Origin of the sequence: Burkholderia sp. Bp9031 (assembly GCF_003857965.1) — a bacterium.
GTDB lineage: Bacteria > Pseudomonadota > Gammaproteobacteria > Burkholderiales > Burkholderiaceae > Burkholderia > Burkholderia ambifaria_A.
The window spans coordinates 40,240-57,509 of the sequence record NZ_QTPW01000007.1; the positions used below are offsets into that span (position 1 = coordinate 40,240).

Genomic DNA, 17,270 nt, shown 5'->3' on the forward strand with positions numbered 1-17,270 from the left:
GCCGACTATACAATCACCATGCCACCGACCATGATTGACTGGACAAGAGCACGACTTCCGTTTTTCGACTAAGCCCATGCGTTTTTTCTGACACCCGGATAAACTCACGCTCCCGAATAAAAAAGAGCATGCCATGGGTTTTAAAACGCACGGGGCAAATATTGCTTCGACAGCCCCAGGCGGCACCATCATTCGTCACACCGGCTCCGGCACCTCGATCGCCAGCAGCGCGGAGCTGACCGACTTGCCGTGCGCGTCGAGCGCGAGCGAACGCGTGACGCCGCCGCCAAGCGCATCGCGCAACACGAAGTTGAACGCGGCAAGCGCAGGCAGTTCGTAGCGTACGACGTCGCCGTGCACGATGCCCGCGAGCCACGCCTTCACCGCCGGCGCATCGAGATGCGCGCGCAGGTGTTCGTAGTGCCGCGGATCGCGGCAGATGACCGACACGTTCAGCGTATTGCCCTTGTCGCCGGTGCGCGCATGCGCCAGTTCACGCAGTTGCATCAGGCCTCCACGAATGAAAACGACGGCGTCACGGCCGCGCGCGGCAGCAGCACCGACTGCACGGCGATCACCTCGCGCGTCGACTTGAACGCACCGCCGCCGCCGGCCGGCCCGTTCGTATAAAGCGTCTCGACTTCGTTGCCGATCCGCGCAGCTTCGGCGGCGCTCGCCGCACGGCCGGCCACCCGCACGCGGACTTCGGCCGGCTCGCCACGCCCGGCGGGTGTCGCGTCGCCATACAGCGAGTCGATGCCGATCAGATCGAAGCGCAACTCGGTCGCGGCCACGCCGGTCAGTGCGAGCCGCTCGCGGACGATCTCGAGCGCGAGCCGCGCGCGCGCCATCGCCCCCGGCCCGCCGTACGAGATCTGCCCTTCGCCGATATGGCCGTCGACGTATGCGACCGACACCTTCAGCGTATCGGGGCGCGCGGTGCCGCGCCCGCCCGTCACGCGCACGCGATCCGGGGCCTCTTCCGTGACGGCCACGCGCGTGAAATCCGCGACGACGTCCGGCTGCAGGTAGCGCGCCGGATCATGAATCTCGTACAGCAGCTGTTCCTTGCAGGTTGCCGCGCTGACGCGGCCGCCCGCGTGCGGCACCTTAGTGATCACGACCGAGCCGTCGGCCGCGACCTCGCCGATCGGGAATCCAAGCCGCGCGAGATTCGGCACGTCCTTGTAGCCGGGGTCGGCGAAGTAGCCGCCCGTCACCTGCCCCGCGCATTCGAGCAGATGGCCGACGACCGTCGCGGCGCCAAGCGTGTCCCAGTCGTCCATCCGCCAGCCGAACGCGTGGATCAGCGGCGCGGTGAACAGCGACGGATCGGCGACGCGCCCGGTCAGCACGACGTCCGCGCCGGCCGCGAGCGCATCGACGATCGGCGCCGCGCCGAGATACGCATTCGCGGACACGATGCGGTCGCGATACGCGGCGACTTCGTCGCCCGACTCCTCGAAGCGGAATGCGCCGCGCAGCACGACGTCGAGCACGTCGTCGCCTTCGACCGCCGCGACCTTCAGCGCCGCGAGGCCGAGCGACTGCGCGATCCGCGCGGTGCGCCGCGCGGCCGCGCGCGGGTTGGCCGCTCCCATGTTCGACACGATCCGCACGCGCTTGCCGGCGGCCACCGGCAGCACGGCGCGCATGCGCGCGTCGAGCAGCGGATCGTAGCCGAGCGACGGATCCTTGCGCCGCGCCTGCTGTGCGATCGCGATCGTGCGCTCGGCCAGGCATTCGAAGACGAGATAGTCGAGCTGCCCGTGTTCGGCCAGCTCGACTGCCGGCTCGATCCGGTCGCCCGAGTAGCCGGCGCCCGCGCCGATGCGCACGCGCCGTTCGTGTAGTGACTTTGCTGTCATGTCGGTACCGTCATCCGGCGCGCCGCGCCGGGAAAAATCAGAAAACACCCAGCACGACACACGCGATCGTCATCACGATCGAGGCGCCGAACAGCAGCGGGAACGTGAACTTCTGGTGCTCGGCCAGCTCGATCCCGCACAGGCCGACGACGAGGAACGTCGCGGGCGTGAGCGGGCTGACCGGAAACCCGGTCGTCATCTGGCCGAGCAATGCGGCCTGCCCGACATGCACGGCCGGCACGCCGAGCTGGCCGGCCACTTCCGCGATCACCGGCAGCACGCCGAAGTAAAACGAATCGGGATCGAACAGCATGCTGAGCGGCATCGACGCGAGGCCGAGCGCGACCGGAATGTGGCCGGCCATCGACGGCGGCACGAAGCCGACCGCCGCCTGCGCCATCGCCTTCAGCATCCCGCTGCCCTGCATGATCCCGGTGAACACGCCGGCCGCCAGCAGGATGCCGGCCATCATCAGCGCCGCGCGCGCATGCGCGTCGATGCGCTTCCTTTGCATGTCGACGTCCGGGTAATTCACCATCAGCGCGATGCACAGCCCGACCATGAACATGATCGCGGGCGGGATCTTCTCACCCATCACGACCATCGTGCCGAGCACGACGAGCGTCAGCACCAGGTTGAACCAGAACAGATGCGGCCGGCGCAGCGCCTGCTCGTCGGGTGTCAGTTCGCGTTTCGGCAGCGGAATCGACGCATCGTCGCGCGACAGGCCGAGCCGCTTCTCCTCGCGCCGACCGAGCCAGTATGCGACGCCGAACACGAACACGAGCCCGATCGCCTGCACGGGAATCAGCGGATTGAACAGCGCCGACACCGGCAGGTGCAACGACGCCGACGCGCGGATCATCGGCCCCGTCCACGGCAGGAAGTTGATCCCCGCGGCCATCGACACCGCGGCGGCCAGCACGCGCCGGTCCATCTTCAGGCGGTCGTACAGCGGCAGCACCGCGGGAATCGTCACGAGAAAGCAGACGGCACCCGAACCATCGAGGTGGATCAGCAGCGCGAGCAGCGTCGTGCCCATCACGATGCGCGTGGGTCGCGTGCCGACCGCGCGCAGGATGCGATCGATGATCGGATCGAGCGTGCCGGCGTCGGTAATCGTCCCGAAATAGAGGATCGCGAACACGAACATCCCGACCACGGGCGCGAGTCCCTTCAGTCCGTCGATCACGAATTTGCTGGTGTGCAGCCCGAAGCCGCCAATCAGCGACGCCGCGATCGGCACGATGATCAGCGCGACGAGCGGCGACATCCGCTTCGACAGAATCGCGGCCAGCAGCACGACGATCGTGCCAAGCCCGAGTAACGGCAGCATCCGTGTCTCCTACCTTGTCTTTTGTTGGAGACGAGCGTAAGGTCGGCGCAGCGATAGCACAATTGAAATGATTTGATCGCAGCAATCACGAACCGTTATGGATCTGAACCTTCGCGACATTCGCGCGTTCGTCACCGTCGCGCACGCCGGCAACTTCACGCGCGCGGCCGCGCGGCTGCACCTGTCGCAGCCGGCGCTGACCGTGCAGATCCGGCGGCTCGAGGAAATCGTCGGCGCGCGGCTGTTCGACCGCAACAGCCGCAGCGTCGCGCTCACGCAGACCGGGCGCGAACTGCTGCCGCTGCTGCAGCGCTCGCTCGACGACATGGAGCGCGTGCTGCGCGATGCACGTGCGCTCGGCGAAGGCGCGAGCGGCACGGTGCGGCTCGCCTGCCTGCCGACCTTCGCATCGAGCCTGCTGCCCGAGCTGATCCAGTCGTTCCGGCGCGACGTGCCGCGCGCGGGCTTCGAGATCCGCGACGGCGTCGCGAGCCTCGTCACTGCGCTGGTGCGCAACGAGGAAGCCGATCTCGGATTGACCGGCGGCGATGCGTTCGATGCGTCGCTGGACGTGCTGTACGTGGGTGCCGACCGGCTCGTCGCCGTGTGCCCGAAGGATCATCCGCTGGCGCGCAAACGGCGCGTGCGCACCGCCGACGTCGCCGCCGTGCCGCTCGTGCTGACCGCGCAGGGCACGAGCGTGCGCAGCGTCGTCGATGCCGCGCTGGACGCAGCGGGCTGCACGCCCGACATCGCGTGCGAACCGACCTACATGATGACGGCCGTCGCGATGGTGCGCGGCGGCCTCGGCGTGACGATCCTGCCGGCGACCGCGCGCGAAGTGCGCGCCGAACCCGACCTCGTCGCGAAGCCGATCGACGACCCCGCGTTCGTGCGGCCGATCGCGCTCGTCGCGAAGCGCGGGCGCACGCTGCCGCGCGTCACGCAGGCGTTCGCCGACGTGATGCTCGCGGAACTGAAAAAGCGCGCGTGAGCCGCGCGCCTGGAACGACGGCCGGCACGATGGCCGACAACCGGCCGGCTGCTTACTGCGGATCCGGGTGATCCGGATCGACGTGCAGCGATTCGCCGATCGCATAGAAGTTGCCGCCCGCGATGTAGTGCAGGCTGCGCAGCGCCGGATCGGCCGATTCGAAATACCAGTGACCGTCGCGAAACACGCGCGTGTCGGACCACGCACCGACCACTTCGCCGATGAACAGGTCGTAGGCCTGCTGGTTGTGCGGTTCGGGAATCAGCTTGCACGCGAGCCAGCCGGAGCAGCCGGCGACGAACGGCAGGTCGTGGCCTTCGACGTCGAACAGCGTGACGCCCGCGTCGCGCAGCTTGTCGGGCCGCTCGGCGAGGCTGTGACTGCCGACCGCATGCGTGAGCTGCAGCTGCGCAGCCGTCGGCACCTGGATCACGAACGTGCCGCTGCGCTCGACCAGTTCGCGCGTCTTCGTGGACTTGTCGAGCACGACCGTCAGCTTCGGCGGCAGGAAATCGAGCGCGCAGGCCCACGCGGCGGCCATCACGTTGTCGACGCCGTCGTGACGCGCCGACACGAGCACGGTCGGGCCGTGATTGAGGAGACGGTAGGCTTTCTTCAGCTCCACCGGAGCGATGTGACTGTCCATGCGGGTTCCCTGATGAGCGGCGCAGCGCGCGACGACCGAAGGCCGCATTCTCGCACCCAATGCGGATCGCCGCTGACACTGCGCCAGGTTGCGCATGTCGTCCTGTGTCGGCGTCGTCTCTCAACGTCGACACGACCCGACGCACGCGCAAATAACATATCCAGCCTGCCGCTCGCCATTCAATTCATTCAATAATCAATTGATGAATTGACGACAAACGCGCCGCCCTCCCGACAATCGCGCGGAATTGTCACGAATCCGGCAATACATCAATCGCCCCGTCTCGAAATCAAAATCGATTGATGCACAACCATCAATAATGCGAATCTCTCAATGGACCTTGCTGAAGCACGCACATGTCTGCTTTAGGTCACATCGGAGAATTTCGTTTTTGCCGTTCGTCCGTGGCTCGGTAGTCTCCTGCCATTCCGGTTAAGGAAAGCAAGCCAATACGCAAGGAGAATTGAAATGAAACGCACGACCCTCTCGCTGATTTCGCTCGCGTCGTTCGCGGCGATTCCCGCCGCGCATGCGCAGTCGAGCGTCACGCTGTACGGCGTGATCGACACGTCAATCACGTACGTGAATCACGCGCAGGGCAAGGACAATGCGTGGATGCTCGGCAACAGCAGCGCGGGCAACCTCGCCGGCAGCCGCTGGGGCGTGAAAGGCACCGAGGATCTGGGCGGCGGGCTGAAGGCGCTGTTCCAGCTCGAGAACGGCTTCGACCCGAGCAACGGCCGGCAGGGCCAGGGCGGCCGCCTGTTCGGCCGGCAAGCGTTCGTCGGGCTGACGAGCGACCGCTACGGCACGCTCACGTTCGGCCGCCAGTACGATCCGCTCGTCGACCTCGTGCAGGGCATCACCGCCGACAACACTCTCGGCAGCGTGTTCGCGACGCCGGGCGACGTCGACAACTACGACAACAGCTTCCGCGTCGACAACGCGGTGAAATACACGTCGGCCGTGTATTCGGGCCTGCAGTTCGCGGCGATGTACTCGTTCGGCGGCATCGCCGGCAGCACCGGCGCCGCGCAGTCGTATTCGGCGGCCGTGTCGTACAACAACGGGCCGTTCAGCGTCGCGGGCGGCTACTTCCATGCGACCAACAGCCCTGCGTCGAACGGGCTGCGCAACGGCTGGACCAGCTCGTCGGACGGCACCTTCGACGGCCCGATCAACAACGGCTATGCGAGCGCGCACTCGATCGGCATCGCCCGCATCGCGGGCCAGTACGTCGCCGGCCCGTTCACGTTCGGCCTCGGCTACAGCAATGCGCAGTACCGCCGCGACGCAAGCTCGGTGTTCGACTCGAACGAGCACTACAACACCGGGCAAGGCTTCGTGAACTACCAGGCGACCAATGCGCTGCTCGTCGGCGTCGGCTACAGCTATACGCGCTCGGGCGGCGATACGTCGGCGACCTATCATCAGGTGTCGGCCGGCGCGGACTACAACCTGTCGAAGCGCACCGACGTGTACCTGACGGCCGCGTACCAGCACGCGAGCGGCCGGACCGGCGACGACAACGGCGGGTCGATGGCCGCGCAGGCGTCGATCGGTTCGTACGGCTATGCGGGCACGAGCTCGCAGACGATGGTCAACCTCGGCCTGCGTCACCGCTTCTGATCGACGACGGCCGGCTGCGCGCGGTGTCGCGCGGCCGGCCGGAATCGCGTGGCGAATTCCGGATGGCTGATTCACCGACACGGCGGCTACGGCCGCCGTCGTCGTTTTCGGCCCGCGCGGCGTTCGCGCCGCGTTTTTTCCTTTTCCTTATCGGTGCATCATTCATTACCGTATTCGCGACCCAACTGACGCGCGACGTCAGTATTGCGACTGTGACCGGGTGCCGGCTTGCGCGCGAAAATCAGCCTTTTTTACCGATTCCATTGCGTCGCGCTGCGATACCGACGCCAAGGAAAATGCCCGGCAAAAGCGCCGGCAAATGCAAAGGAAAGTTTGACGCGAGCCATTTGTCTGCGCGCTATGGCACACTTCGCGTCTGCGTAATTTCCTTGCACCGGGCGGCCGGATCCCGCCCCATCCTGCCATGCCGCGTCAGACTGCCCGTTCGATCAGCCACACCACGCCGAAGATCGCCGCGACGATCGCGTTGTCGTGCGCGCTGCATGGGCTCGCACGGGCCGACTGCCTCGACGACGCGGCCACGTTCCAGCACGTGAGCGTGAGCCTGCTGCGCGGCATCGCGCAGGTCGAATCGGGGATGAATCCGAACGCCGTCAACACCAACACGAACGGCACCGTCGATATCGGCCTGATGCAGATCAACAGCACCTGGCTGCCGACGCTCGCGCGCGAAGGCATCACTCGGGAAAGCCTGTTCGATGCGTGCACCAACGCGTACGTCGGCGCGTGGATCCTGTCGCAGAACATCCGCCAGCTCGGCGCCAACTGGAACGCGATCGGCGCGTACAACGCCGCGTCGCCCGACAAGCGCCTCGCGTATGCCCGCAAGGTCTATGATGCAATCCGGACCATGCCGGATTCGCCGGATACTCCCATGCCCATCCTGCCTCCCTCCTTTACGCCGCCGCAACAGGTGCAGACGTACAACCCGTTCGCGAGCCTGAGCGTGTCGGCGCCGCCGGTCGCGCGTGCCCGCACGCTCGCGCCGGCCGCCCCGCCGCCGCAAGGCGGGCCCGCCGGCCCGGCCGGCACGTACAACTTCGGCTGGACGGTGACGGGCGCCGACCAGGCCAAGCCGACCCAGGTGTTCGACGACGGTGCGCGGATCTACGTGCAGTTCAGCGACATGAAGCATGTGCCGGCGATCTTCACCGAAACGTCGTCGGGCCGCGTGCTGATGTCGTGGGAGCTGCAGTTCCCGTATGCCGTTCTGACGCGTCCCGCGCAAACGTTAATCTTCCAGCTCGGGCCGTTCGAGGCGCGCGCGCAGCGGGGCACGGCGGGGACGGCGGGCGCCGGCGCGACCACGCAGGCGGGTGCGGGCACGCAGCGCGCGGGCGCGACGACGACAACCGCCGCCACGCCGCCCGCCTCGAAACACACTGCCAATGCCGCGGCCAAGCGCACCGCATCGTCCGATGCGCTCTGGTATATCGATACGGCGTCGACGTCGGGTCCGGCAGCGACCTCGAGTACCGCAAATTCCTCGACGACATCGACCGCGTCGGATACGCCGGCGACATGGCCCACCGCAGTGACGTCGAACACGACGGCGCCCGTTGCGACGCCTCGGGCGCCAGCTGCGACAACGCCGGCCGCACGCATCAGCACGGACGCGCTCTGGTATATCTCGAAGTAACGTGCGGAAGGGCTGCGCCTGGATGGCCGGCGTGAATCGGCCGGGGGGCTACCGGCCGAGCGTCATCGCGCCACCGTTCAGGTTGGTTCGGCGATGGCGCTCACTTTTCCTGAGTCGGCTTGAGCTCGGGCGCGTTCATGTCGTCGACCCACTGCAGCTCGGCAGTGCCGTCCTTGCGGAAATACACACGCAAATAGCGCGAAGCCGGCGATTCCGGCTGCGGAATCGTCACATCGATCGTCTTGCGCTCTGGCCGGATGCCACGCCGAATCTCGTCCAGCGGTTGCGCGAATTCCCAGAACAGCTTCACCCTCTGCCCCGGCGTCACCTTGCAGCCGCACGCGAAACCGCCGCCGCCGCCGAATGCCTCGCCGCTCTCCCGCGCCGACGGATTGCCGAAGCATCCCGACTTATGCTCGTTGTCGAGCCAGAATTCGTGCAGCTTGCGGCCGTACTCGTTGTACCCGGTGACGCACACATCATGCGGCTCTGCCGACACGTCGACGCCATGCTTGCCGCATGAAGCGAGCACAGCGAGCCCGATCAGCGTCCAGGCGTGCATCCCTGCCCTGAATTTCATCGATATCCTTCGCACATTTGCGCCGTGGTTGCCGCCCCTGCGCAACGGCGGATCTGCGAACGAACCCGTTCGATCAACTGCCGTCCGCCCGCCCTGTTCAACACCGCGACACCAATCGAAAGCTCACGGCGCGATCCTTTTATCAGGATTCGGACATAGCGGATCGCTGTTGCGCAATGTGAAGTTTCCCGGGCAGGCTTCGTCGGGCGGCTGAAGGTCTTGCGGAAAGCCGCGGTAGCCGGGCATCCACTGCGATGCGTAGACCGTGATTCGATCGTGCGGAAAGAACAGGACCCACAGGAACCCGTCCGAGAATTCGTCGTAGCGCTCGACGGGCACGATCCGGCTCGCGAGCGCCTTCGGATCCTTCTCGTACAGATTATCGTCCCGCCATTGCAGGTTGACGGTCAGGCCCGGATGCCATTTTTTCGGCAATGCAACACAGCAGACGATCGCGCCGCCGCCGCTGCCGACGCGCGACGGTACTGCGCCGCCCCACCTGCCGTCGACATAGAACGCACCGATCGGATCGTCGGTGTAGTTGAGGGCATTCAATTTCAACGCCATCGTTTCGGGTGCGGCCGAGACGCCCGACGGCGACTCGCCGGACGATCGCGAACACCCGAGCGTCCCCAGCAGGATGGCCGCGAACATCAGAAGTCGAGCGGCAAACGCCGTGGATCCGGCATTCAAACCGATCTCTCGAGCCACCTTCCCACCGCCCGAATCCGTCACCCGCGCCGCACCCAGATCACCTTGCCGTCGCGAATGCCGAGGTCGCGGCGCTCCTGGCGATAGTCCATCGTGCCCGGCAACGACTTGCCGTCGCGTTCAAGCACGCGCCACAGGCAGCCGTCGAGCAGCGCGGCCGCATCGGCCTCGGTCCTGCCGATCAACGCGTCGTCCGGCGCGGCGTCCGCCTTGCACGCAGGCGCGGCGATCGGTGCGGCGCCGCCGGCGGTGGCATTCGGATGCTTCGTGTTCATGTCCGAACATCCTGAAAAGGTTGCGCTCGCAACGAGTGCAACGAGCATCGCGATCGTGTTCGTATTCTTCATCGGCTTCTCCCTGTCGCGGCCCGGCAGTCCATGTGCGGCGCTCGCGCATGACCGGGCATTGCATGCGTGATCGGTTCGACGCCGCCGATCCGCTTCGGCGCACTGGCGTCCCGCCCCTGGCGTGGTACCGGACCTGCCTGCATGTTACCGCACGCGATGTGCGGCGAAGGCGCGACGCCGACGCATCGCGTGCCGCATGTGCGCGCCGGCAACCCGTTCAGAACTTGTAGGTCGCGCCGGCCATCCCGTAGTAGTTGCTGCGCGACCGGACGATCGGGCTGTCGCCATAGCGTCCGAGCAACCGCGTCACGCCGCCCGTCGCGAGCACCGACCAGTGCCGCGACACGTTCCGGTTCCACGCGACCGACATCGTCGCGCTGTCGATCCCGCCGCCCGTCGAATACGGCCGGAAGCGGCTCGTCATCGACTGTGCATCGGTCACGCCATAGAACGTCTGCATATAGCGACCGGTGCCGGCATGCACGCTGCCCGTCACGACGATCTCGTGCTGCGCGGTCTTGAATACGGGCACCGCGAGGTCGGCATGCCCCGACACGCCGCGTGACGTATGCGTCACCGGGGTGTCGACCGTGACGCTCAACACGGCCGCGTTGAACAGCGTCACACCCGCCCGCACGCCGACGAGCACCGAGCCCGGAACCCGGCCCATCCCCTTCAGGTAGTCCGAACCCGGCAGGTCGAAGCGGTTCTCGTCCGCACGGCCCGGGTCGTAACTCACCGCCGCCGACACGAACGCGCCGTGCGGCAGGTCCAGCCTGTAGCCAGCGCCTTCGGTACCGTCGATGAAGAAGCCGTTGCCGAACTTCGCGGAAAACCCCGGCGTGACGACGCCGCGATACTGATTGCTGCCCGGGTAGCGCGGCGCGAACCCGCCGCCGAGCGAAAGCGAATACTGGTTTTCCGCGTGGGCGGCGGCGGCAAGGGTCAGGCCGGCAAGCGGCACGCAATAGCGGGAGCGGCGGAGGGTTGAGCGCACAATATCGAGATAAGAGTGACGGAGCCCGAAGTCTAGGTGCCGCCGTGCGCCGAGACTGTCCGGAATCTGCGAGGAATCTGTGCTCAATTGTGTTCGATTGTTCGCGATTGTCGCCCTGCCGCCCGGGCCGCCGGAACGCCGGCTAGAATTCGCGTGCCGCGCCGCGCATCCGCCAGCCGGATGCGAGACGACGCGTGCATATCGAGGAGACCATGTACGACAATCCGCTCAAATACCGTGTACTGCTGATCGAGGACGACGATCGCCTCGCGCAGCTCGTGCGCGAATACCTCGACAACTACGAGTTCGCGGTAACGGTCGTGCGGCGCGGCGACCTGGCCGTCGCGGCGGTGCGCGAGCACCAGCCCGCGCTGGTGATACTCGACCTGATGCTGCCGAATCTCGACGGGATGGAGGTGTGCCGGCGCATTCGCGCCTTCACCAACGTCCCGGTGCTGATTCTCACCGCGCGTGCGGACGTCTACGACCAGGTCGCGGGCCTGGAAACCGGCGCCGACGACTACGTGACGAAGCCGATCGAGCCGCGCGTACTGGTGGCGCGCGCCCGCGCGCTGCTGCGCCGCGCGCAGCCGGCCGCGACCGAAACGCCCGCAGCCGTGCCCGACGCGCTCGTATTCGGTGAACTGACGATCTCGCCGCCGAACCGGACGGTCACGTGGCGCGGCGAGCCGGTCGACCTGAAGACGGCCGAATTCAACCTGCTGCTGATCCTCGCGCGCGCGGCCGGCACCGTGCTGAGCCGCGACGACATCCTGAAGCAGTTGCGCGGGATCGAATTCGACGGCCTTGACCGCTCGGTCGATTCCGGCATCTCGAAGCTGCGCCGCCGTTTCGAGGATGCGTCGTCGGAGCCGCACAAGATCAAGACGATCTGGGGTCGCGGCTACCTGTTCAGCCCGTCCGCGTGGGACGAATAAATGCTGCGCCCGTTGATCAGGCTGTACCTCATCGTGATCCTGTGCGTCGCCGGATCGATCATGTTCATCGAGTTCACGTTCGACCGGATCTTCTACGAACGCGTCGCGCAAGCGCAGCGCGCCTCGCTGACAACCTATGCGTTCGTGCTGAACGATTATCTGGAACGCCATCCGGGCGCGCAGCGCACGCTCGCGCTGCGCGAACTCGCGAAGCACGGCAACGAGGGATTCCGCTTCATGACGATAGCCGACGCCCGCGCGCAATTGAGCGGCACGCCGCTGCGCGATCTCGACGCCGGCCGAATCGCGATCAGCTACGACGGCAAGGATTACTACATGCCGCTCGCGGACGGCTCCGTGCTGCACGCGCGACCAATCGAGGCGCCCGACCTCGACATCAAGATCTATGCGTATCTGCTGCTCGCGTTCGCCGCGCTGTTCGCGGTCGTGGTGTGGATCTCGTATCACTGGCGCGACCTGCGCAAGCTGCAGGCCGCGGCCCACGCATTCGGCGCGGGCAACCTGTCGACACGCGTGGAGCTGTCCGGCCGCTCGAACATCTACGAACTGTCGCAGCAATTCAACGACATGGCCGAGCGGATCGAGGCATCGATCAAGCAGCAGCGCGAGATGATGCACGGAATCTCGCACGAGCTGAAGACGCCGCTCGCACGCCTCGAATTCGGGCTCGCGCTGCTCGCCGAATCCGGCGAGAGCGGCCGGATGCGCGAACGCCGCGACGAACTGCGGCGCGACGTGCGCGAACTCGACGAACTGGTAACCGAGCTGCTGACGATCGGGCGGCTCGAGCAAGGCGCCAGTGAGCTCGCGCCGATGGACGTCGTCGTCGATGCGCTGCTCGACAGCGTCGCCGGCAACGTCGCGAACGACGTCGCCGACCGCGGCCTCACGCTCGGCGTATCGACGACCGGCGCGCCCGCCACCCACGTGTGCGATCCGAAACTCGTCGCCCGCGCGCTGCTGAACCTGATTCGCAACGGCGCACGCTATGCGTCGCACACCGTCCTGCTGTCCGCGACGCACGATGCGTCCGGCGCGCTGGTGCTGAGCGTCGACGACGACGGCCCGGGCATTCCGGCCGCCGAACGCGCGCGCGTGTTCGAACCGTTCCAGCGGCTCGATTCGAGCCGCGACCGGCAGACCGGCGGGTTCGGTCTCGGGCTCGCGATCGTGCGGCGCGTCGCGCTCGTGCACGGCGGCAACGTGCGGCTCGAGGATTCGCCGCTCGGCGGCGCGCGCTTCGTGATTTCGCTGCCGGCGCGAACCTTGCCGGACTTCCTGGGCGACGCGCAGACGAGTGCGGCACGCGCCCGGGCCGACCACGCCGTTTCACCGCTTCGATAAACACGGGGGCGGCGGCGCGACGACACATGAGGCGCCGCCCCACTCTCGCCCGCGCCGCCTCGCCGGACGCTCAGCGCCGCCGCAACAGCGCGACGAAGAACAGGCTGCCGAACAGCGCGGTCACGATACCGATCGGCAGATCCTCCGGCGCCGCAAGCGTGCGCGCGGCGACGTCGGCCCACACGAGCAGGATCGCGCCCGTCAATGCGGCGACCGGCAGCAGCCGGCCGTGCTCGGCGCCCACGATGCGGCGGCACAGGTGCGGCGTCGCGAGCCCGACGAAGCCGATCGTGCCGCTCACCGCGACCATCGCCCCGGTCGCGAACGAGGCGACGACGATCACGGCGAGCAGCGCGCGCGGCATCCGGATCAGCCAGACGATACTGTCGTCGCCCGTGCCGGTTGCGAACGAAGCGCAGGCGCCGCGGTCGCTCATCCACCGACCTTGAACCCCGGAAGCTGCTGTCCGAGCCGCGCGCCCATTTCCGCCCCGAGCGCCTGCAGCGCGTTGAACGGACGGATCATCACCTCGAATTCGACGATTCGTCCGTCGCCGTCGAAGCGGATCATGTCGATCCCCTTCAGCCGCTTGTCACCGACCGTCGCGCTGAATTCCAGCACGACGCTCGTGCCGTCGTCGTCGGCGAACTCGCGGTGGTATTCGAAGTTCTCGAGGATCGTGAGTACCGTGCGCAGCGCCAGCAGCAGCGCGGGCGCGGGTCCGTACGGCTTGAACGCCATCGGCGAGCGGAACACGGCATCCGGATGGACGATCGTGCCGAGTTCGCCGAAATCCTTGCGCGCGATCATCGCGTGCCACGCAGCGAGCGAGTTCGCAACGGCGGGATGCAGATTCGACAGGGATTGCATGCTCAACGACTCCGGTAACGTCACACAAACGAATCTCGATCGAGGGCGACGCCCGTTCGGGCCGTCGCCGCATGATTCGGCGCCGGCGTGATCATGCGTCCGGCAGGATCACGACCTTGCCCTTGACCTGCCGGTTCGCCATTCGCGCGATCGCGTCGGCCGCAGCCGACAACGGCACGCGCTCGGTGATCGCGGGGCGCACCTTGCCGGCCGCGAACCATTGCGCAAGCTGGCGCATGTTCGCCGCGTGCTGCGCGGGATCGCGCCGCACCGCGTCGCCCCAGAACACGCCGAGGATGTCGCGCTCCTTGAGCAGCGCCAAGTTCAGCGCGATCTTCGGAATCTCGCCGGCCGCGAAACCGACCACGAGGAACCGGCCGCGCCATGCGGTCGCGCGCAGCGCCGCCTCGCTGTACGCTCCGCCGACCGGATCGTAGACAACGTCCGCGCCGCGTCCGCCGGTCAGTTCGTCCACGCGGCGGCGCAAGTCGTCGGTCGCATAGTCGATCGTGTCGTCGGCGCCGGCTTCGCGGCACAGCGCGAGCTTGTCCGCGCTCGACGCGGCCGCGATCACCCGCGCGCCCAGCGCCTTCGCGATCTCGATCGCCGCCAGCCCGACGCCGCCCGCCGCACCCAGCACCAGCAGCGTCTCGCCCTGCTGCAGGCGCGCGCGCTGCTGCAGCGCATGCAGCGACGTGCCGTAGGCCAGCACCAGCGCCGCACCCTGCTCGAACGTCATCCCCGGCGGCAGCGCCGCGATCTGGTGCACGTCGGCCACGCACTGCTCGGCGAAACCGCCGTGACCGGTGAATGCGACCACCTCGTCGCCCGGCCGCCATGCGCTCACGCCGTCGCCGACCGCGTCGATCACGCCGGCGAATTCCGCGCCGGGCGAGAACGGCAACGCCGGCTTCACCTGATACAGCCCCTGGACGATCAGCGCATCGGGAAAATTGAGCGACGCCGCCTTCACGCGAATCCGCACCTGGCCCGCGGCCGGTTCGGGAATCGCGACGTCGTCGATACGCAAGCGGTCGATCGGGCCGAATGCGGTACACAACAGGGCTTTCATGCTTTCCTCTCTCCTCGCGCGACGTCGCCGCGCATCGATACGTCAGCGGGACACGCCCGCGCGACCGGCGCGCGGCGCAGGCGCACCGGCCTGCACCGCCACGCCGTCATCCGTGCAGCGCGACACTCAGAACCATGCGTCGCGCATGTCGAGCGTCGTCGTGTCGGCGCTCGCCAGCAGATCGAGCTGCGCATCCACCTTCGGCAGCTCCCAGCGAAAGAAGTAACGCGCGGCGGCACGCTTGCCGTCGTGGAAATCGCCGTCGCGCCCGTGCGCGGCGAGCGTCACGTCGAGCCACAGCCACGCGACGACCAGATGGCCGAATGCCTCCAGATAGACGCTCGCATTCGCGAGCCGCACCTGCGGATCGCCGAGCGCGGCCAGCGCGCGCGTGACGTCGACGAGCCGCGCCCAGCGTCGAGCGAGCGCATCGGCATGCGCGCGTGCGTCGCCGTCCGCGGCCCGTGCGCGTTCGATCGTCGCGCCGATGCGCGCATCGAGCGTGCGCAGCAGCGCACCGTCGTCCTGTCCGACCTTGCGGCCCAGCAGGTCGAGCGCCTGGATGCCGTGCGTACCCTCGTGAATCGGGTTCAGGCGGTTGTCGCGATAGAGCCGCTCGACCGGATAGTCGCGCGTATAGCCGTAGCCGCCATGCACCTGGATCGCGAGATCGTTGGCCGCAAGACACCACTGCGACGGCCAGCTTTTCGCGATCGGCGTCAGGATGTCGAGCAGTTGCGCGGCCTCGGCACACACTGCCGCATCACCGTGCGCGCGCTGCGTCGACGAGCCGCGCGCAGTACAGGATCAGCGCGAGCCCGCCTTCGACGTACGCCTTCTGCGCGAGCAGCATGCGCCGCACGTCCGGATGCGCGACGATCGGCGCCTGCGGCGCGGCCGCGTCCTTGCCGGCCGGTCCGAGCGGACGCCCCTGCGGCCGGTTGCGCGCATAGTCGAGCGCGTGCAGGTAACCGGTATAGCCGAGCGCCACCGCGCCCGCGCCGACGCCGATACGCGCCTCGTTCATCATGTGGAACATATAGGCGAGGCCGTGATTCGGCTCGCCGACCAGGTAACCGATCGCACCGGCGCGTCCCTGCGGACGATGGCGCGTGCCCTCGCCGAAGTTCAGCAGGCAGTTGGTCGTGCCGCGATAGCCCATCTTGTGGTTCAGGCCGGCAAGCGCCACGTCGTTGTGCTCGCCGCGCGCGGCGACGTCTTCGGTCGGCAGATACTTGGGGACGATGAACAGCGAGATGCCGCGCGTGCCGGGCTGGAGCCTGCCGTGCTCGTCGGGAATCTTCGCGAGCACGAGGTGGACGATGTTCTCCGCCAGCTCGTGTTCGCCGCCGGAAATCCACATCTTGTTGCCGGTGATCCGGTAGCGCGGGCCGAGCGGCGACGCGCATTCGAAATCGGCACGCGTGACGATGTCGGACAGCGACGAGCCGGCCTGCGGCTCGGACAGGCACATCGTGCCGAAGAATCGCCCTTCCAGCTCGGGACGCGCGAACGCGTCGATCTGCGCAGGGCTGCCGTGCGCGAGCAGCAGGTTCGCGTTCGCGACGGTGAGGAACGGATACGCGGCGGTCGCGATGTTCGCGGCCTGGAAGAACAGGAACGATGCGGCTTCGACGAGTTTCGGCAGCCGCATCCCGCCGAACGCTTCGTCCTGGCCCGCGGCGATCAGGCCGGCATCGGCGAAGGCCCGCACGGCCGGCTCGACTTCCGGGATCAGCGTCACGCGCTCGCCGTCGAAGCGCGGCTCCTCGCGATCGCCGCGCGCCGCATGCGGCGCGAACAGGTCGGCCGCGATCCGCTCGCTGGTGTCGAGCACCGCATCGAACGTCTCGCGGCTGTGTTCCGCATAGCGCGGCAGCGCGACGAGCGCTTCGGCATCGAGCCAGTCGTACAGCAGGAACGCGAGGTCGCGTCGCGACATCAACAGGCTCATCGTGACGCCCTCCTCGTGGCTCGCCTTTCCCGCGTCGCCGACGGCCGCTCGTGCGCGGCCCGCTCGATCGGCGGGCGCTCGATCGATACATGCTCCATCACGTCTGTCTCCTGTCGACCAGAGTTAGCGCTTTAGCGCTTACTTTGGTCCCATGCCTCGCGGTCGGGCGGCGCGCCGGCGCGCCCATTGGCTCCGGTTGCCGGAACCGGATGATTGGGTCGGTGACTGCAGGTGCTGGCGGAGAATTTAGCACGGTCGTTCTAAAACAACAATGCTCGGAACTCCCGCGCCACCGTTCAGGGA

At 67.5% G+C, this 17,270-nt stretch carries 16 protein-coding genes and 2 pseudogenes; 6 read left to right on the plus strand and 12 right to left on the minus strand.

Annotated features, from left to right (window positions below; genetic code table 11):
• Window positions 1-195 precede the first annotated feature (195 nt).
• From DIE15_RS11435 to DIE15_RS11445, 3 genes are read right to left on the minus strand one after another with little or no spacing between them, the layout of a single operon-like run.
• Window positions 196-507 (minus strand): hypothetical protein, encoded by a 312-nt coding sequence (locus DIE15_RS11435; RefSeq protein ID WP_124833234.1) that lies wholly within the window; start codon window positions 505-507, stop codon window positions 196-198.
• Complete coding sequence (locus DIE15_RS11440) at window positions 507-1,868, minus strand: acyclic terpene utilization AtuA family protein (protein WP_124833235.1); 1,362 nt, start codon at window positions 1,866-1,868, stop codon at window positions 507-509. Before DIE15_RS11440 ends, DIE15_RS11435 begins: the two co-directional genes overlap by 1 nt.
• 37 nt (window positions 1,869-1,905) lie before the next feature.
• Window positions 1,906-3,204 (minus strand): CitMHS family transporter, encoded by a 1,299-nt coding sequence (locus DIE15_RS11445; protein WP_124833236.1) that lies wholly within the window; start codon window positions 3,202-3,204, stop codon window positions 1,906-1,908.
• A gap of 97 nt (window positions 3,205-3,301) precedes the next feature.
• On the opposite strand from DIE15_RS11445, the gene DIE15_RS11450 reads away from it, so the two are divergent.
• Window positions 3,302-4,198 (plus strand): LysR family transcriptional regulator, encoded by an 897-nt coding sequence (locus DIE15_RS11450; RefSeq protein WP_124833237.1) that lies wholly within the window; start codon window positions 3,302-3,304, stop codon window positions 4,196-4,198.
• Between the two features lie 52 nt (window positions 4,199-4,250).
• Here DIE15_RS11450 and DIE15_RS11455 read toward each other — a convergent pair whose 3' ends face one another.
• Window positions 4,251-4,844: a flavin reductase family protein gene (locus tag DIE15_RS11455; protein ID WP_057928359.1), complete on the minus strand. Its 594-nt coding sequence runs from the start codon at window positions 4,842-4,844 to the stop codon at window positions 4,251-4,253.
• 468 nt (window positions 4,845-5,312) lie between these two features.
• Between DIE15_RS11455 and DIE15_RS11460 the strand changes: the two genes are divergently transcribed.
• Together DIE15_RS11460 and DIE15_RS11465 are read left to right on the plus strand one after the other, a co-directional pair.
• Window positions 5,313-6,473 carry a porin gene (locus DIE15_RS11460; RefSeq protein ID WP_124833238.1) on the plus strand — a complete coding sequence of 387 codons (1,161 nt, stop codon included), beginning with the start codon at window positions 5,313-5,315 and terminating at the stop codon, window positions 6,471-6,473.
• 424 nt (window positions 6,474-6,897) lie between these two features.
• A complete protein-coding gene (locus DIE15_RS11465) occupies window positions 6,898-8,133 on the plus strand; it encodes a transglycosylase SLT domain-containing protein (RefSeq protein ID WP_124833239.1) in 1,236 nt (411 codons plus the stop codon).
• Between the two features lie 100 nt (window positions 8,134-8,233).
• Here DIE15_RS11465 and DIE15_RS11470 read toward each other — a convergent pair whose 3' ends face one another.
• The 3 genes from DIE15_RS11470 to DIE15_RS11480 all read right to left on the minus strand — a co-directional run bounded on the left by DIE15_RS11470 (window position 8,234) and on the right by DIE15_RS11480 (window position 9,747).
• Entirely contained in the window at window positions 8,234-8,713 is a 480-nt protein-coding gene (locus tag DIE15_RS11470; protein ID WP_124833240.1) for a DUF3304 domain-containing protein, read from the minus strand.
• A 123-nt stretch (window positions 8,714-8,836) separates the two neighbouring features.
• Window positions 8,837-9,412, minus strand: a complete 576-nt coding sequence (locus tag DIE15_RS11475; RefSeq protein WP_124833389.1) for a DUF3304 domain-containing protein — start codon at window positions 9,410-9,412, stop codon at window positions 8,837-8,839.
• A 32-nt stretch (window positions 9,413-9,444) separates the two neighbouring features.
• The gene (locus tag DIE15_RS11480) at window positions 9,445-9,747 is read right to left on the minus strand and encodes a hypothetical protein (protein WP_260428229.1); all 303 of its coding nucleotides are present in this window, start codon (window positions 9,745-9,747) and stop codon (window positions 9,445-9,447) included.
• Here DIE15_RS11480 and DIE15_RS37605 point away from each other — a divergent pair.
• Entirely contained in the window at window positions 9,698-9,841 is a 144-nt protein-coding gene (locus tag DIE15_RS37605; RefSeq protein ID WP_260428230.1) for a hypothetical protein, read from the plus strand. The genes DIE15_RS11480 and DIE15_RS37605 overlap by 50 nt on opposite strands.
• Window positions 9,842-9,988: 147 nt before the next feature.
• Here DIE15_RS37605 and DIE15_RS11485 read toward each other — a convergent pair whose 3' ends face one another.
• Window positions 9,989-10,735 carry a MipA/OmpV family protein gene (locus tag DIE15_RS11485; RefSeq protein WP_124833390.1) on the minus strand — a complete coding sequence of 249 codons (747 nt, stop codon included), beginning with the start codon at window positions 10,733-10,735 and terminating at the stop codon, window positions 9,989-9,991.
• Between the two features lie 245 nt (window positions 10,736-10,980).
• Between DIE15_RS11485 and DIE15_RS11490 the strand changes: the two genes are divergently transcribed.
• On the plus strand, window positions 10,981-11,706 hold the full coding sequence (locus DIE15_RS11490; protein WP_057928365.1) for a response regulator: 726 nt from the start codon (window positions 10,981-10,983) through the stop codon (window positions 11,704-11,706).
• Window positions 11,707-13,071, plus strand: a complete 1,365-nt coding sequence (locus DIE15_RS11495; protein WP_124833242.1) for an ATP-binding protein — start codon at window positions 11,707-11,709, stop codon at window positions 13,069-13,071.
• A gap of 70 nt (window positions 13,072-13,141) precedes the next feature.
• Here the strand turns inward: DIE15_RS11495 and DIE15_RS11500 are convergent.
• The 4 genes and pseudogenes from DIE15_RS11500 to DIE15_RS11515 form a co-directional block, all read right to left on the minus strand.
• Window positions 13,142-13,414, minus strand: a pseudogene (locus tag DIE15_RS11500) (iron chelate uptake ABC transporter family permease subunit); the annotation flags it as partial.
• Between the two features lie 89 nt (window positions 13,415-13,503).
• Window positions 13,504-13,941, minus strand: coding sequence for a nuclear transport factor 2 family protein (locus DIE15_RS11505; protein ID WP_124833243.1), 438 nt, complete (start codon window positions 13,939-13,941; stop codon window positions 13,504-13,506).
• A 91-nt stretch (window positions 13,942-14,032) separates the two neighbouring features.
• On the minus strand, window positions 14,033-15,013 hold the full coding sequence (locus DIE15_RS11510; protein ID WP_124833244.1) for an NADPH:quinone oxidoreductase family protein: 981 nt from the start codon (window positions 15,011-15,013) through the stop codon (window positions 14,033-14,035).
• 126 nt (window positions 15,014-15,139) lie between these two features.
• Window positions 15,140-16,967 (minus strand): annotated as a pseudogene (locus DIE15_RS11515) (acyl-CoA dehydrogenase).
• Window positions 16,968-17,270: the final 303 nt, after the last annotated feature.